This is a genomic window from Microbacterium sp. 22242 (assembly GCF_052045495.1).
GTDB lineage: Bacteria > Actinomycetota > Actinomycetes > Actinomycetales > Microbacteriaceae > Microbacterium.
In genome coordinates this window covers 259,252-274,787 of record NZ_JBQEOZ010000002.1, presented here as the reverse complement: position 1 = coordinate 274,787, position 15,536 = coordinate 259,252, and the positions used below count along the sequence as shown (strand labels likewise).

12 protein-coding genes and 2 pseudogenes (1 of these 14 running past the window's edge) are annotated in these 15,536 nt (G+C 73.4%); 9 read left to right on the top strand and 5 right to left on the bottom strand.

What is annotated here, in order from left to right; all coding sequences use genetic code 11:
• The 5 genes and pseudogenes from ACTJJZ_RS02980 to dhaM all read left to right on the top strand — a co-directional run.
• Positions 1-1,180 (top strand): annotated as a pseudogene (locus ACTJJZ_RS02980) (DEAD/DEAH box helicase) (it extends 948 nt beyond the left edge of the window).
• A 77-nt stretch (positions 1,181-1,257) separates the two neighbouring features.
• A complete protein-coding gene (locus tag ACTJJZ_RS02975) occupies positions 1,258-1,767 on the top strand; it encodes a phosphoribosyltransferase (RefSeq protein WP_440719677.1) in 510 nt (169 codons plus the stop codon).
• Positions 1,768-1,874: 107 nt separating this feature from the next.
• A complete protein-coding gene (gene dhaK, locus ACTJJZ_RS02970) occupies positions 1,875-2,870 on the top strand; it encodes a dihydroxyacetone kinase subunit DhaK (RefSeq protein WP_440719676.1) in 996 nt (331 codons plus the stop codon).
• Positions 2,871-2,979: 109 nt separating this feature from the next.
• Positions 2,980-3,624 carry a dihydroxyacetone kinase subunit DhaL gene (gene dhaL / locus ACTJJZ_RS02965; protein ID WP_440719675.1) on the top strand — a complete coding sequence of 215 codons (645 nt, stop codon included), beginning with the start codon at positions 2,980-2,982 and terminating at the stop codon, positions 3,622-3,624.
• A 21-nt stretch (positions 3,625-3,645) separates the two neighbouring features.
• Complete coding sequence (gene dhaM, locus ACTJJZ_RS02960) at positions 3,646-4,455, top strand: dihydroxyacetone kinase phosphoryl donor subunit DhaM (protein ID WP_440719674.1); 810 nt, start codon at positions 3,646-3,648, stop codon at positions 4,453-4,455.
• A gap of 54 nt (positions 4,456-4,509) precedes the next feature.
• Here dhaM and ACTJJZ_RS02955 read toward each other — a convergent pair whose 3' ends face one another.
• Positions 4,510-5,160, bottom strand: coding sequence for an HAD-IA family hydrolase (locus ACTJJZ_RS02955; RefSeq protein WP_440719673.1), 651 nt, complete (start codon positions 5,158-5,160; stop codon positions 4,510-4,512).
• Between the two features lie 65 nt (positions 5,161-5,225).
• Between ACTJJZ_RS02955 and ACTJJZ_RS02950 the strand changes: the two genes are divergently transcribed.
• From ACTJJZ_RS02950 to ACTJJZ_RS02940, 3 genes and pseudogenes are all read left to right on the top strand, one after another.
• Complete coding sequence (locus ACTJJZ_RS02950; protein ID WP_440719672.1) at positions 5,226-6,365, top strand: DUF998 domain-containing protein; 1,140 nt, start codon at positions 5,226-5,228, stop codon at positions 6,363-6,365.
• A 111-nt stretch (positions 6,366-6,476) separates the two neighbouring features.
• Positions 6,477-7,910 carry an aldehyde dehydrogenase family protein gene (locus ACTJJZ_RS02945; protein ID WP_440719671.1) on the top strand — a complete coding sequence of 478 codons (1,434 nt, stop codon included), beginning with the start codon at positions 6,477-6,479 and terminating at the stop codon, positions 7,908-7,910.
• Positions 7,907-9,406, top strand: a pseudogene (locus ACTJJZ_RS02940) (GMC family oxidoreductase); the annotation flags it as partial. The gene ACTJJZ_RS02945 and the pseudogene ACTJJZ_RS02940, both read left to right, overlap by 4 nt.
• 136 nt (positions 9,407-9,542) lie before the next feature.
• On the opposite strand, the gene ACTJJZ_RS02935 reads toward ACTJJZ_RS02940, so the two are convergent.
• From ACTJJZ_RS02935 to ACTJJZ_RS02920, 4 genes are all read right to left on the bottom strand, one after another.
• Entirely contained in the window at positions 9,543-10,700 is a 1,158-nt protein-coding gene (locus ACTJJZ_RS02935) for an acyl-CoA dehydrogenase family protein (protein ID WP_440719670.1), read from the bottom strand.
• Positions 10,697-11,986, bottom strand: a complete 1,290-nt coding sequence (locus ACTJJZ_RS02930) for a beta-ketoacyl-[acyl-carrier-protein] synthase family protein (protein WP_440719669.1) — start codon at positions 11,984-11,986, stop codon at positions 10,697-10,699. Before ACTJJZ_RS02930 ends, ACTJJZ_RS02935 begins: the two co-directional genes overlap by 4 nt.
• Entirely contained in the window at positions 11,983-13,521 is a 1,539-nt protein-coding gene (locus ACTJJZ_RS02925) for a class I adenylate-forming enzyme family protein (protein ID WP_440719668.1), read from the bottom strand. The genes ACTJJZ_RS02930 and ACTJJZ_RS02925 overlap by 4 nt, the downstream gene beginning before the upstream one ends.
• Positions 13,522-13,589: 68 nt before the next feature.
• Positions 13,590-14,171, bottom strand: a complete 582-nt coding sequence (locus tag ACTJJZ_RS02920; RefSeq protein ID WP_440719667.1) for a TetR/AcrR family transcriptional regulator — start codon at positions 14,169-14,171, stop codon at positions 13,590-13,592.
• A gap of 107 nt (positions 14,172-14,278) precedes the next feature.
• Here ACTJJZ_RS02920 and ACTJJZ_RS02915 point away from each other — a divergent pair, with 107 nt between their 5' ends.
• On the top strand, positions 14,279-15,532 hold the full coding sequence (locus tag ACTJJZ_RS02915) for an FAD-dependent monooxygenase (protein WP_440719666.1): 1,254 nt from the start codon (positions 14,279-14,281) through the stop codon (positions 15,530-15,532).
• Positions 15,533-15,536: the final 4 nt, after the last annotated feature.

Genomic DNA, 15,536 nt, shown 5'->3' with positions numbered 1-15,536 from the left:
CGCGCTCGGGATGGGCTTCGACAAGCCGGATCTCGGCTTCGTGCTGCATCTGGGCGCCCCCTCGTCGCCCGTCGCGTACTACCAGCAGGTGGGCCGCGCGGGCCGCGCGAGCGAGAGCGCCGACGTGCTGCTGCTGCCCGGGCCGGAGGACCGCGACATCTGGCACTACTTCGCGACCGCCTCGATGCCGGATCGCGAGCGCGCCGAGCGGGTGATCGCCGCGCTCGGCGATGCGCCGGTGTCGACGCCCGCACTCGAGGCGATGGTCGACATCCGGCGCACCCCGCTCGAGCTGCTGCTGAAGGTCCTCGACGTCGACGGGGCGGTTCGCCGGGTGCAGGGCGGCTGGGTCGCCACGGGGGAGCCGTGGCTCTACGACGCCGAGCGCTACGCGCGGATCGCCGCGGATCGCCTGGCCGAGCAGCAGCACATGACCGAGTACGAGCAGACCGGCGGCTGCCGCATGGAGTTCCTGCAGCGCACGCTCGACGACGCGACCGCGACACCCTGCGGGCGGTGCGACAACTGCGCGGGCGTCTGGTTCCCGACGGAGATCGGATCCGCCGCGACCGCCGCCGCCACGTCCTCCCTCGACCGGGTGGGCGTGCCGATCGAGCCGCGGCGCGCCTGGCCGACAGGCGCCGACCGGCTCGGGGTGCCGGTGAAGGGGCGCATCGGCGCGGCGGAGCAGGCCGGGGAGGGGCGCGCCCTCGCCCGCCTCACCGACCTGGGCTGGGGCGGGACCCTGCGCGAGCTCTTCGCGGCCGGAGCCGCGGACGCGCCGATCGGCGCGCAGGTGCTCGCCGCCTGCGTCCGCGTGCTCGCCGACTGGGGCTGGGCCGAGCGCCCCGTCGCGGTGGTCGCGCTGCCATCGCGCTCGCGTCCGCTGCTGGTCGACTCGCTGGCACGAGGCCTGGCCGGGATCGGCCGGCTGCCGTACCTCGGGGAGCTCGGCCTGGTCGACGGCGGGCCCACCGGAGGCCCGGGCGGCAACAGCGTCTTCCGTCTCGCCGGGACCTGGGATCGCTTCCGCACGGACGGCCTCGAGATCCCCTCCGGCCCCGTGCTGCTCGTGGACGACCTGGCCGATAGCCGGTGGACGCTCACGGTTGCCGCGCGCCTGCTCCGCCGGGCGGGCGCCACCGACGTGCTGCCGTTCGTGCTCGCCCTGCGGGGCTGATCCGCGCGCCCGGAGCGAGAGGGCCGCCTGCGGATCGCGTGGACGGCGACCCCGCCGGAGAAGGGCAGAATGTATCCATGACGGATACGGCGATCGAGCGCGAAGTGCTCACGTGGGACGGTTTCGGCGAGGCGACACGGGACCTGGCCCGCACCATCCTCGCATCGGGCTTCGAGACGGAGGTGGTCGTCGCGATCGCCCGCGGCGGACTGCTGCCCGCCGGCGCCATCGCCTACGGCCTGGGCGCGAAGAACTGCGGCGCGATCAACGTCGAGTTCTACACCGGCATCGGCACGGTGCTGGACGCCCCAGAGGTGCTGCCGCCGGCGCTCGACATGGAGTACCTGGACGGCCGTCGCGTGCTGCTGGTCGACGACGTCGCCGACTCCGGACGCACCCTGGCGCTCGCCGTGCAGCTGCTGCGCGACAAGGGCGCCGACGTCCGCTCCGTGACGATCTACACCAAGCCGACCACGATCATCCAGCCGGACTTCGCCTGGAAGGACACCGACCGCTGGATCGACTTCCCGTGGTCGGCCAAGGGCACGGTCCGCGAAGAGGACCTGGGCCTGGCGCCGACCGCCTGATCCGGGCCGCGCCCTTTCCGTCCGCGCACCGTTGACAGCGTCGTCGCGTCCGCGCATCCTCGGAAGTGCGTACCCCGTGCGCTCACCCGGCTCGAGGAGGAAGCGGCATGAAGAAGCTCATCAACGCCCCGGAGGACGTCCTCGCGGAATCCCTGCGGGGACTCTCGCTCGCGCATCCCGAGCTGTCCGTCGACTTCGAGAACCGCGTGATCCTGCGAGCGACGCCCAAGCCGGAGGGCAGGGTGGGCGTGCTCTCGGGCGGCGGATCCGGGCACGAGCCGCTGCACGGCGGGTTCGTCGGCACGGGCATGCTCGACGCGGCCTGCGCGGGGGAGGTGTTCACCTCGCCCACCCCGGATCAGATGCAGGCGGCGACGAAGGCGATCGACCGGGGCGCCGGAGTGCTGCACATCGTGAAGAACTACACCGGCGACGTGATGAACTTCGACATGGCCGCGGAGCTCGCGGGCATGGACGGCATCGAGGTGCGCTCGGTCGTCGTCGACGACGACGTCGCGGTGCAGGACTCGCTGTACACCGCCGGACGCCGCGGCGTCGGCCTCACGGTGCTGCTGGAGAAGATCGTTGGCGCCGCCGCCGAGGAGGGGCGGGATCTCGCCGCCGTCGCAGATCTCGCCGCCCGCGTGAACGGGCAGGGCCGCTCGATGGGCATGGCGCTGACGAGCTGCACCGTTCCGGCGGCCGGCCGGCCGACGTTCGAACTGCCGGACGACCAGATGGAGATCGGGATCGGGATCCACGGCGAGCCGGGCCGGCACCGTGAGCCGCTTGCGCCCGCGAAGGACATCGCGGCGCAGCTGGTCGAGCCGATCCTCGCCGATCTGGACGTCACCGGATCCCCCACGATCGTGATGCTGAACGGCATGGGCGCCTCGCCGCTCATCGAGCTCTACCTCATGTACGGCGAGGTCGCCGCGCTCCTGGAGAAGGCGGGCGTGACGATCGCGCGCAACCTGGTCGGCAACTACATCACCTCGCTCGACATGGCCGGCTGCTCGGTCACCGTGCTGAAGGCCGACGACGAGCTGCTGCGGCTGTGGGACGCGCCCGTCGTCACGCCCGGCCTGCGCTGGGGAGCCTGAGTCTCCGCACGCGCACGAAACCCGCTGCGATCGCGAGAGCCGGCCTCCGCCCGGAGGACGGCGCGTCTCGCGATCGGGGCCCGAACCAGATCCGAAGGAGCACGCACCGATGCCGAGCACGATCCCGATCGCCGCGCTGACCGACTGGCTGCACCGCTACCGCGATGCCGTGGTGGACAAGCGCGACTGGCTCACCGAACTGGACTCGGCGATCGGCGACGCCGACCACGGCGCGAACATGGCGCGCGGCATGACCGCCGCGGTCGAGAAGGTCGAGCAGACCTCCCCCGCGACGACGGACGAGCTCTTCAAGACCGTGGGCATGACCCTGGTGTCGACCGTCGGCGGCGCGAGCGGCCCGCTGTACGGCACGTTCTTCCTGCGCCTGGGCGCGGCCCTCGGCACCGAGACCGCCGTCGGGCCCGAGGCGCTCGCCGCCGGTCTGCGGGCGGGGCTGGACGGCGTGGTCGCGCGCGGCAAGGCGGAGCCGGGCGACAAGACCCTGTTCGACGCGATGTCGCCGGCGCGCGCCGCGCTCGACGCCGCGGTCGCGGAGGGGGCGGATCCGGCGACGGCGACTGCGCGGGCCGCGGCCGCTGCGGCGGAGGGCCGCGACGCGACGATCGACCTGGTCGCGCGCAAGGGGCGCGCGAGCTACCTCGGGGAGCGCAGCGCGGGGCACCTGGATCCCGGTTCCGCGTCGGCGACGATGCTGTTCGAGACACTCGCGTCCGCTGTCGCGGCGGCGAGCTGAGCCCGGGTCCGGGGGCAGCCGATGAACACGATCGGGATCGTGGTCGTCTCGCACAGCGCGCGGCTGGCGGAGGCGGCGCTCGAGCTCGCCGAGCAGATGGTGCCGGGCGGGTCGGTGCCGATCCGCCTCGCGGCGGGCGCCGGGACGGATCCGGACGGCACGCCGATCCTGGGCACCGACGCTACCCGCGTCGCCGAGGCGATCGACGATCTGGCCGACCTCTGCGACGGGGTGCTGGTGCTGATGGATCTCGGATCCGCGGTGATGAGTGCGGAGTTCGCGCTCGAGCTGCGGACGAGCGACGTGCCGGTGCGGCTGTCGTCGGCGCCGTTCGTGGAGGGGCTGCTCGCGGCCTCCGTCACCGCGGCCCAGGGGGCGCCGCTGACGCAGGTCGCGGCCGAGGCGGAGGGAGCGCTCGTCGCGAAGTCCGCCCACCTGGGCGAGGAGGACGACGTGTCGGCGCCGGCCGTGGACGACGGCGACGGTCCTGCGAGCCCGGTGGACGCAGGCGTCGCGCCCGCGCACGCACCCGACCCGCCGACCACGGGCTCTGCGGACGCGACCCGGGTCGTCGAAGTGCGCAATCCCATGGGCATGCACGCGCGCCCGGCGTCGCTCATCGTGCGGGCCGCGCAGGGCGCCGCGCTGTGGCTGCGCCGGCTGCCGGACGGCGATCCGGTGCCCGCGTCCAGCATGATGCGCCTGCTCGCGTCCGGCGCGAAACAGGGCGACGAGATCGAACTGCGGGGGGATCCGGACGCCGTCGACCGGGTCGCCGGATTGTTCGAGGCGGGCTTCGGGGAGCTGCCGGAGGCGCCGCAGCCGGGCTGATCCGGGCTTCTCGCGGCGCGTCGGTCCGGACTCGCGACGGGGGACCTTGCGACCTCAGCTCACGGTGAGCAGGAAGCCGTCGCCGTCCGGCGCGATCGACACGTGCGTCAGGTCGGCGACGACGGCGTCGGGGGAGTGCGCGGCGGCTCCGGCGCCCACGCCGATCACGCGCATCCCTGCCGCCTGTGCGGCCTGGATCCCCGCCTCGGAGTCTTCGAAGACGATGCAGTCCGCGGCGTCGACACCCAGGCGCCGCGCGCCGAGCAGGAAGCCCTCGGGATCGGGCTTGGACGCCTCGACGTGCTCGGCCGTGACGGGGTCCACCGGAACATCGAGCGCTGCCGCGCCCATCCGCGCGCGCAGCAGCCGGTCGTCGGCGGAGGTCACGATCACGTGCGGGAACGGCGCGAGCGCCGCGAGGAACGCCGCGGCCCCCGCAACCTCGACCACGCCGTCCACGTCGCCGCTCTCCTTCGCCAGCATCGCCTTGTTCTCGGCGATGTTCTCCTCGTGCGGGCGGTCGGGCAGCATGATCGCCATGCTCTGGTGGCCCTGCCGGCCGTGCACGACGCTGAGCACGACGTCCGGGTCCAGCCCGTGCGGCTCCGCCCACTCCAGCCACAGCCGCTCCACGACGGCGGTCGAGTCGACGAGGGTGCCGTCCATGTCGAGCAGGGCGGCGCGGGCGCGGAACGTCTGGGTCACGCTTTCAGGCTAGTCGCGGGGGCCCTGTGCGGGAGCGCCGCTCTAGGGTGGACGCGGAGGCAGGGATGCGAGCTGAGTGGGACCGTCTGATCGAGCGGCTGCGCGCGTCGCGTGCCACCGCGTCGTCTCGGCAGACGCAGGAGAGCGACGCCCTGCTGTCCGGCGTGGCGGCGTTCGTGCTCGGCTTCCTCGTCTCCCTCGCGATCTTCTGGCACCGCACGCTCTCGATCACCGGGGCCTGGTCGGTCGGCGCGGTCGCCGCGATCGGCGGCGCCGCGGTCGCCGTGCTCGGCTTCGCCCTGGGCCGCGTCGCGCTGCGGCGCGAGCTGACCGTCGCGGGCGCGGAGGGCGCCGACGCCCTCGCGGTCGACGGGCAGCGGTTGCGCTGGTACGAGCTCACCGCGATCGCCCTCGCGCACGGAGCGGTGGCGCTGCTCGCGCTGTCCGGACTGGCGGAGCTGCTCGAGGCGAGCTTCCGCGATGCGCCGGTGTTCCCGTTCCCCGGCGCGGTGCTGGTGGGGGTCGCGCTCGCGCTCACCGCCTACGTGTGCTCGCTGAGCGGGGCGATGCTCAGCCCGTCGTCGATCTCGCTCATCCTGGCGGTCTTCCTCGTCATCGGCGCGCTCACGGCGATGCTCGGGGCGACGGATCCGCACTGGTGGCGGCTGAACCTCTCGGCGCTCGGAATGGTGCGCAACGCCTCGGCGGCGGCGTTCAACGGCACCCTCATCGTGGCTGGTGTGATGGTGACGACGATCGCCCGCTACGCGACGGCGGCCCTCTCCGTCCGGGAGCCGCGGGATCGCCGCGGACGTGACATCGTGCGGATCGGCCTGATCCTGATCGGGGTGTTCCTCGCGTGCGCCGGGATCTTCCCCGTCGACGCGTTCTTCCTGGTGCACAACACCGTCGCGACCGGCATGACCGTGGTCTTCTCGATCATCGTGCTGGCCCTGCCGTGGCTGCTCCGGAGGATCTCACGCGTGTTCGTCGTCCTGGGCTGGATCTACGTGCTCGTGATCGCCCTGCTCGGCGTCTTCTTCGCCACCGGCTACTACAACCTGACCGCCGTCGAACTGATCGCCGCCGTGCTGATCTTCAGCTGGATCATCGTGTTCCTGCGCACCGCCAGCGCCGACCGCGAGCACGACCCGTTGGCCGATGTCCGCGCGGCGCGCGGCGAGCAGCGGATCGAGCAGGACTGAGATCCCTTCGCGCCGAGTCATGGGCGGAGCGCTCGGCGACAAGCCGGCGCAGACAGCGGGATCGACAATGGTGAGGACGCATCGTCGACCGAATGCTCGAAGGAGAGACCGATGACCGACTCGTCCGCAGCGTCCGCGCTGCTCGACCGCATCCAGGCGCCCGAGGGGGAGGGCCGGGAGATCCCGGACGCCGCCACCCGGGAGACGATCGGCCGCGCTCCGGTGCAGACTGTCGCCGATCTCGATGACGCGATCGCGCGCGCCAGGGCCGCGCAGCCGGGGTGGGAGGCGCTGGGACACGGGAGGCGGAGCGAACTGCTGCTGGCCGCGGCGGATGCGATCGACGCGAACGCCGAGGCGCTCGCGCACATCCTCTCCCGGGAGCAGGGCAAGCCGTTGAACGGCCCGAACGCCCGCTTCGAGCTGGGGGCGTGCACGGCGTGGCTGCGCACGAACGCCACCACGGAGCTGCCGAGCGAGGTGCTCATCGACGACGAGAGCATGCATGCGGAGCTCGTGTACAAGGCCGCGGGCGTCGTGGCCGCGATCGGCCCGTGGAACTGGCCCCTCATGATCACGATCTGGCAGATCGGCCCGTCCCTGCGCATGGGCAACACGGTCGTCGTCAAACCCAGCGAGTACACGCCGCTGAGCGTGCTGGCGATGCTCTCCGTCATCAACGAGGTGCTCCCTGCCGACGTGCTCATCGGCATCTCCGGCGACCGGGAGATCGGCGCGCGGCTGTCGTCGCACCCCGACGTCGACAAGATCATGTTCACCGGATCCACCGCGACCGGTCGCAAGATCATCGAGGCATCCGCCGGCAACCTCGCCCGGCTGACCCTGGAGATGGGCGGCAACGACGCGGGGATCGTGCTGCCTGGCACGGATCCGGCGGCGATCGCGGAAGACCTGTTCTGGGGTGCGTTCCTGAACACCGGGCAGACGTGCGCGGCGCTGAAGCGCCTGTACGTGCACGAATCGATCTACGACCAGGTCGTGGATGCGCTGGCGGGGATCGCGTCGAGCATGCCGATGGGCAACGGCCTGGACGAGGACAACGTGCTCGGCCCGCTGCAGAACAAGCCGCAGTTCGACATCGTCTCCCGCCTGGTCGAGGACGCGAAGGCGCGCGGCGCGCGGATCGTGACCGGTGGGGAGGCGGCCCCGGAGCTGGGCGAGCTGTTCTACCGGCCCACGATCGTCGCCGACATCCCGAACGACGCCGACCTGGTGCAGGAGGAGCAGTTCGGCCCCGCGCTGCCGGTGGTCCGCTATTCCGACGTGGACGAGGCGTTCGCGTGGGCGAACGGGATCGATGCGGGTCTGGGGGCGTCGGTGTGGTCGAGCGATCCGGAGCAGGCGCGTGAGGCCGCGACCCGGATGCAGTCGGGCACGGTGTGGATCAACTCGCACGGCGGGATCCACCCGATGGTCCCGTTCGGCGGCGTGAAGGGCTCCGGATACGGGCTCGAGTTCGGCGTCGAGGGCCTGAAGTCCGTGTCCGTGACGCAGGTCGTCTCCGGCCCGGGCCGCAAGGGCTGAACGTGTCCGACGAGACCGGGGCCCGCTCCGCGATCGTCGTCGGAGCCGGCACCTCGGGCAGCATCGTCACCCGGCGTCTCGTCGACGCCGGGTGGGACGTGACGCTGGTCGAGGCCGGCGGCTACGACACGAACCCCGCGATCCACGAACCCTCCCGCGCCGGCGAGTTGTGGCACGCGGCCGAGGACTGGGACTACTTCACCGTGCCGCAGCAGCACGCGGCCGGCCGTCGCCTGCACCTTCCGCGCGGCAAGGTCACCGGCGGATCCCATGCGCTGAACGCCATGATCTGGGTCCGCGGCGCGGCCAGCGACTTCGACGGCTGGGAGCGCCAGGGCGCGACCGACTGGGGCTGGGCGCACGTCCTGCCCGTGTACGAGGCGATCGAGAACGGCCTGCTGCCCGTCACGGACGACTATCCGCTCGTGCCCGTCCAGCAGTCGATCATCGACGCCGCGGTGGAGGAGGGGTTGGCGCACAACCCCGACTACAACGCCGGCACGCTGGACGGCGTCTCACAGGAGCAGGTCACGATGCAGGGCGGCCGCCGCGTGAACACCTGGATGGCGTACGTGCGGCCGGTCGAGGACGCGCCGAACCTGCGGATCGTCACCGACGCCGAGGTGCACTCCGTGATCGTCGAGGACGGGATCGCCGTCGGCGTGCGCCTGGCCTCGCCGGGCGGCGGGTCCGAGCTGCGCGCCGACGAGGTGATCCTCGCCGCGGGAGCGCTGGGCAGCCCGGCGATCCTGCTGCGCAGCGGCATCGGACCGCGCGCCGATCTGGAGGAGCTCGGCATCGACGTCGTGCGGAACCTCCCCGCGGTCGGCGCGAACCTGCACGACCATCTGCTCTCCCCGGTGATCTTCACGACCGAGAAGCCGGTGGGGGCACCGCAGCCCGGCGTCTCCGTCACGCAGACGCACCTGTTCTGGCGCTCGCGCGACGACCTCGCCGAGCCGGACACGCAGCCGATCCACTTCTCCGTGCCGATGTGGGGCGAGCTCGACCCGCGTCCCGGCGCCCACGGCCCCGGCGACGGCTTCTCGCTCATGGCAGGGCTCGTCACCCCTTACAGCCGCGGAACGCTGCGGATCTCGGGACCGGGCACGGCGGATCCGCTGCTCATCGACCTCGCCGCCCTCGAGGACGAGCGGGACATCGCCGCGCTCGCCGCCTCCGTGCGGCAGGCCAGGCGGATCGGCGCCCGCCCCGCACTCGCCGACGGCTGGGGCGCGGTCGAGACGTATCCGGGCCCCGAGGTCGGCGACGCGGACGTGGAGGACTGGGTCCGCCGCACCGCGATCACGTACCACCACCAGGTCGGCACCTGCCGGATGGGATCGGATGCCGAAGCCGTCGTCGATGCGCGTCTGCGCGTGAACGGCGTGGGCGGCCTGCGCGTCATCGACGCCGCGGTCATGCCCACCATCACCACGGGCAACACGAACGCCCCGGCTGCGGTGATCGGCGAGCGCGGTGCGCGGTTCCTGCTCGAGGACGCCCCCTCGCGGTCGTACTCGGCNGACGCCCCCTCTGAGCACCCGGGCCCCCTCGCAGCGACGCTCCTGCGAGGGGGCCCGGGTGCTGCGAGGGGGCCTCGGCTGCCGTCGGGGAGGAGCCCGCGGGCCCTCAGTCGTCCAGCAGGGCTGCGGCGAACATCGGCCGGGCGGCGTCCGCGCTCGGCGGGTGGAACAGTCCCGCCGTGGCGTCGCGGTAGAGCCGGCTCAGCTCGTGGCCGTTGTCGAAGCCCGAGCCGCCTGTGCACATGAGCGCCGCCTCGGCGGCGCGGCGGGCGGCGGTGGAGGCGTTGAGCCGGGCGGCCACGAGCAGCAGCGGCCAGCGCGCGCCGTGGTCGAGCAGGTCGTCGAAGTCCCGGCAGCAGGCCTCGAGCTGCGCCGGCACGGACAGGTACTCCAGGTGGGCGTCGGCGAGACGGGCGCGCGATTCGGGAACCTCGGCGTAGGTCGCCCCGGACTTGGCGGATGTGCGGGCCTTCAGTCCGGCGGCGCCCAGTTCGAGCGCACGCCGGGCGACGCCGGCGTAGACGGATCCGATCAGCAGCTGGAAGTTGCTCGTGATCGCGAAGGTGAGCAGATCCGGCACCCGCCCCGGCGGGATCCGGCGCACGACGCGCTCCGGGCGCATCCGGACGTCCTCCAGGATCGTGGCACGGCTCTGCGACGCGCGCATGCCCATCACGTCCCAGCGGTCGGAGACCGTGATGCCGGGGGTGTCCCGCTCGAGGAAGCCGTACACGAGCATCGGATCGTCGGGATCCGTGTCGTCGCGGCCGTGCGCGATCAGACGGGTCCACACCGGAGAGAGCGAGGTGAAGATCTTCACGCCTCGCAGCGTGTAGCCGCCGTCGTCCTGCGGCGTCGCGACGGTCTTCGAGTCCTGCATGACCCAGTCGTTGGAGGGCTCGCTGATCCCGAACGCGAAGATCTCGCCGGCCAGCGCCTCGTCGAAGATGCCGTCGAGGGAATGGTCGCCGCGGTCCGCCATCGCCTTCGCGACACCCGTGCACATGAGGTGCATGTTCACCGCCAGGGCGGTCGCGAGCCGCTGCTGCAGGTGGGAGACCTCGTCGAGGCTCAGGCCGGGGCCGCCGCGGTCCGCGGGCACGAACAGATGCAGGTACCCGCGCTCGGCGAGCTCTGCGAGGTCCTCGTCGAAGAACCGGTTCTCCCGGTCGTACACCGCCGCACGCTCACGGAGACGGTCCAGCAGGTCGTCGGGCAGGTAGCGCTCGGCGAGTTCCGCGTGGCGGGTGAGACGGTCGGTCATCGGACCTCCTGGGGATGGGGTGTTTCGAAGACGAGGGCGCCGTTGTGGCCGCCGAAGCCGAACGACGGGGAGAGGACGCGGCGGATCGGACCGGCCGCGCGGGCGGAACCGCGGACGATGTCCCAGCCGTCGAACTCGGGATCGTCGAGATTGATCGTGGGCGGGATCACGCCGGTGCGCAGGGTCAGGATCGCGAGGACCGCCTCGACGGCGCCGGACGCGCCGAGCAGGTGCCCGGTGCTGGACTTCGTCGCGGTGAGCGGGATCCGCCGGGCGTGCTCGCCGAACACGGCCTCGAGAGCGGCGAGCTCGGCCGCGTCGCCCGCGGGGGTGCCCGTGCCGTGCGTGTTGACGTGGTCTATGCCGGCCGGGGCATGCGGGTCGAGCCCGGCGTCGGCCAGAGCCGCCGCGACCGCCTGCGCGGCGCCCCGGCCTCGCGGATGCGGCGCGGTGGGGTGATGCGCGTCGCTGGACTCGCCGAACCCGGCCAGCACCGCGAGAGGCGTCGCGCCCCGCGCGGCCGCGACGTCTTCGGCCTCGAGCAGCAGGGCGGCGGCCCCCTGCGCCATGACGAACCCGCGCCGGCCGCGGTCGAACGGGCGGCTGGCGGCGGTGGGATCCTCCTCGTACCCGGTCGCGAGCGCACGCAGGTTCGCGTTCGACGCCAGGTTGACCGGGTTCAGGCAGTCCTCCATGCCGACGACGAGCACGGCGTCGGCATACCCGTGCCGGATCCGCCGCAGCGCCTCGCCCAGCCCGATCGCGCTCGACGCGCAGGTCGCGGTCACGCCGTGCGCGGTGCCGCGCGCGCCGTAGCGCTCGCTGAGCAGGGCGGCGGCCGCGTCGGGTGCGCCGTGCACGACCAGGCTCAGCGGCACGCCGCGCGGGCCGCGGGCGTCGAGGGCGCGGGTGGCGGCCTGCATCGCATCGATCGGCCCGGATCCGGTCGCCGCGAGCACCGCGGTGCGGGTCGCGTCCCAGGGCAGCGGATCGCCCGTGCGGAGGCCCTGCGGATCCAGCCCGGCCTGCGCCATGGCCTGATCGGCGGCGGCGATCGCCCACAGCTGCACGGGGCTGAGCCGGCGCACGAGCGGCGGATCGACCAGACCGGTCGCATCGAAGCCGCGGACCACGCCGCCGATCCGTACGGGGAGCGCCGCGAACTCCTGCCCGTCCAGCACCGAGATCGCGCTCCGCCCTGCCGCGGCCGCGTCCCAGAGCGCGGGCACGTCGAGACCGCTCGGCGTGATCGCGCCGAGCCCGGTGACGACCACGCGCCGGTTCACAGCCGCACCGCCCTGGCGTCGCGGCCGGTCACGAGCGCGGCCGTGGCGGAGCGGCGGATCTTGCCGCCGGCGGTGCGCGGCAGCCGCTCGGCGAGGTACCAGCGCCGCGGCACGAACTGCGGGGCGAGGCGGGCGCGCGCCCACTCCTGCAGTTCCGCCTTCGCGGCTGCTCCGGGATCCGCCTCTTCGACCACGAGCGCGACGACGCTGCCGAGGCGCGGATCCGGCAGCGCCACGGCGCAGACCGCGCCGATCCCGGGGAAGCCGGCGAACGCCCGCTCGACCTCCGGCAGGGAGACCTTGTGCCCGCCCGTGGCGACGATGTCCCCCGCGCGGCCGGCCAGCTGCAGCCGCCCCTCGACGATCCGGGCCACATCGTGCACCGTCGCCCAGCCGCCCTCGCCGCGCAGCACCGCATCGGTGGTGGCGCCGAGGTAGCCGTCGGAGCAGGCCGCGGCGCGGATCCAGAGGGTGCCGAGGTCGCCGTCGGGCACGGGGTCGCCGGCGTCGTCGCGCACCTCGGCGCCGATCCCCTCGTACACGTCCAGGAGCGTGCCGTCGCCGCCGCGACTGTCGCCGATGAACCCGATCTCGGCCGCGCCGTAATAGCTGATCAGTCGCGCGTGCGGCAGCACGGCGGCGAGGCCGTCGCGCAGCGCGGCGGGCAGGTTCGCGCCGCCGGTGACCACGAGCTCGAGGCGACGGAAGGAGGCCGGGTCCCTGCGCGCCGCGTCGATGAGCACCTGCACCACCGCCGGGACCGCGACGATGCGGGTGATCCCCTCCGCCGCGACGCGCCGGGCCAGACCGGCGGCGTCGAACGCATCGGCCAGGTGCGCGCCGCCGCCGGTCGCGAGGCATTCGATGAGCGCGTACAGGGTGAGGCTGTACGAGAGCGGACCGGGGGCGAGGGTCTGCACGCCCGGCCGCGGCTCCAGGTGCGCGCTCGAGACGGCGACGTTCTCGCGGTACTGCCGGCGGGTCTTCAGGAAGGCCTTCGGGTCGCTCGTGGTGCCGGAGGAGAACAGCAGCAGGAACGCCTCGTCGCCGTCGCGCACGGCGGGCGGACCCGCGAGCGGCCCCCGTGCCTGTCGCAGGGGCTCCTCCCGCGCCCGGAACTCGGCGAGGGTGAGGATCGTGCCGGTCCAGCCAGCCGCGTCGAGGCCTGCGCCGAGCTCGGCGGAATCGCTGATCACGAGGCCGATCCCGGCGGTGGTGATGACCCGCAGCCGATGCGCGAGCGGCCACTGCGGGTCGATCGTGGCCGACACGCTGCGGTACCCGGCGAGCCCGGCCACGATCCGCGCGGCGTGGAAGGCGCTCGCGATGCTGACGGCGCTGATCGGGATGCCCCGGGTCTCCGGCGCCGGCACCGGGGGAGCGGCCTGCGCACGGTGCACCGCGTCGACCACGGCGAACACGCGGCGGGAGTCCTCGACCAGCTCGGCGTAGCTCAGGGCGCCGTCGTCGCCGACGATCGCCGGCCGGTCCGGATGCTCGGCCGCGGTCTCGAGCACCGTCCTCGTGATCGGCATCCCGCACCCTTCCCGTGGCGCCGTCGCGCCCGACCCAGTCTAGGACCGGTCCCCGTGCGCGGACGGGGTCAGCGGGAGGCCGGCCGGTCCTGCAGCAGCGCGACGGCCGAGGCCAGGGTGTCGCCGTCGGGGATCCGCCCGTCCGGGCTGAGCAGCGAGAGGATCCCGAGGCCCTGCGACAGTGCGAACTCGAGCTGCGCCAGGGCGAGCGCCTGCTCCTCGGACAGGTCAGGGTAGGCCGTGCGGAGGCTCTCGGCCACGCCCCGGTACCCCTCTGCGACGGCGGCCTGCATGCGCATCTGCCCCTCCGGATCCCGCATGATGCGCACCGCGTTGTCCATGCCGGCCAGCAGGGCGTCCCGGTTCTCGGCGAACACCGCGGGCATGCGGTTCCACAGCGCGGCGAAGCCGGCGAGCCGGGGGAGATCCTTCGCGTCCCGGATCGCCGCCTCCATGCCGTCGCCGATCCCGGTGCCCAGGGCCTCCAGGAGGGCCTCGGTGATGAGGTTCTCCTTGGAGCCGAAGTGGTAGCCGATCGCGGCGAGGCTGACCCCGGCCTCCTGTGCGATGTCGCGTGCGGTGACGTTCGCGGCGCCGCGCGCGACGATGACGCGCCGTGCCCCGGCGAGCAGGTCCTCACGATTGCCCATGGCTGTCAGCCTAGCCCGGATTCAGACGTTCGTATTAGACAGATGTCCAAAGACAGTGTAGACATTCGTCTTAGACAAATGTCTGACACTGAATCGAGGAGCTCATCATGTCCGCACCCCACGTCCTCATCTCCGGCGCCGGCATCGCCGGGATCGCCGCCGCCCTGCAGCTCGTCCGCGGCGGCATCCGCACCACGGTGGTGGAGCGTGCGCCCGAGCCGCGTGCCGGCGGCCAGGCCGTCGACCTCCGCGGCGCGAGCCGCGAGGCGGCCGAGCGGATGGGGCTGATGCCCGCGATCGGCGCGTATCAGCTGCACGAGAAGGGGATGATCTACGTCGACGGCCGTGGGCGCTCCTACGGCCGCATGCCGGTGGAGCTCTTCGACGGCCGCGGCGCGGTCGCGGACGTGGAGATCGCGCGGGGCGATCTGAACCAGGTGCTGCTCGACGCGCTCGCCGCCGCCGCGCAGGAGGCGCCCGGGCTTCTCGAACTGCGCTACGGGGACCGCGTCGAATCCCTCGCGCAGGATCCGGACGGGGTGGCGGTGCGCTTCGTGTCCGGTCAGGGCGGGCGCTTCGACGCGCTCCTCGGCGCCGACGGCGTGCACTCCGCCACCCGGCGCCTGGCGTTCGGGCCGGAGGAGCAGTTCGCCACGCGGCTCGGCGGGTACGCGGCGTTCTTCACCATGCCGACGCCGGCCGGCATCGAGGACGGGTGGTTCTCGATGCGGGTCGTGCCGGGCGCGATGCTCGGGATCCGTCCGGACCGCGACCCTGCGACGTCGAAGGCGATGCTCACCCTGCGCGTGGACCACGACCCCGCGCTGCGCGGCGACCGGGCTGCGCAGGAGACGCTGATCCGTCGCATCCTCGCCCAGGCCGGCTGGCGGGCGCCGGCGGTGCTCGCCGCGATGGCGGGCGCGGAGGACTTCTACTTCGACGAGCTGGCGCGGGTGGACGTGCCGCAGGTCGCCGCGGGGCGGGTCGCACTCGTCGGCGACGCCGGCTACTGCGGGACGCCGCTCAGCGGGATGGGCACGGGGATGGCGCTCGTCGGGGCGTACGTGGTGGCGGGCGAGCTGGTCGGGGCCGGCGCGGAGGGGATCCCCGCGGCGCTCCAGCGCTACGCGCGGCGGATCGACCCGTTCATCGCCGACGGCAAGAAGATCCCGTTCGGCAGCCTGGAGCGGGCGGTCCCGAAGACGCGGACCGCGGCAGCGCTCGGAAGGATCGCGACGCGCGTGATGCTGTCGAAGCCGTTCCTGCCCCTGGTCAAGCGCGCCTTCGCGACGAATGCGACGGACGAGCTGCCGCTGCCGGCGCCCGCCGCCGGGTCCGACGCGGCGGCCATCGCCGGGTGAGCGG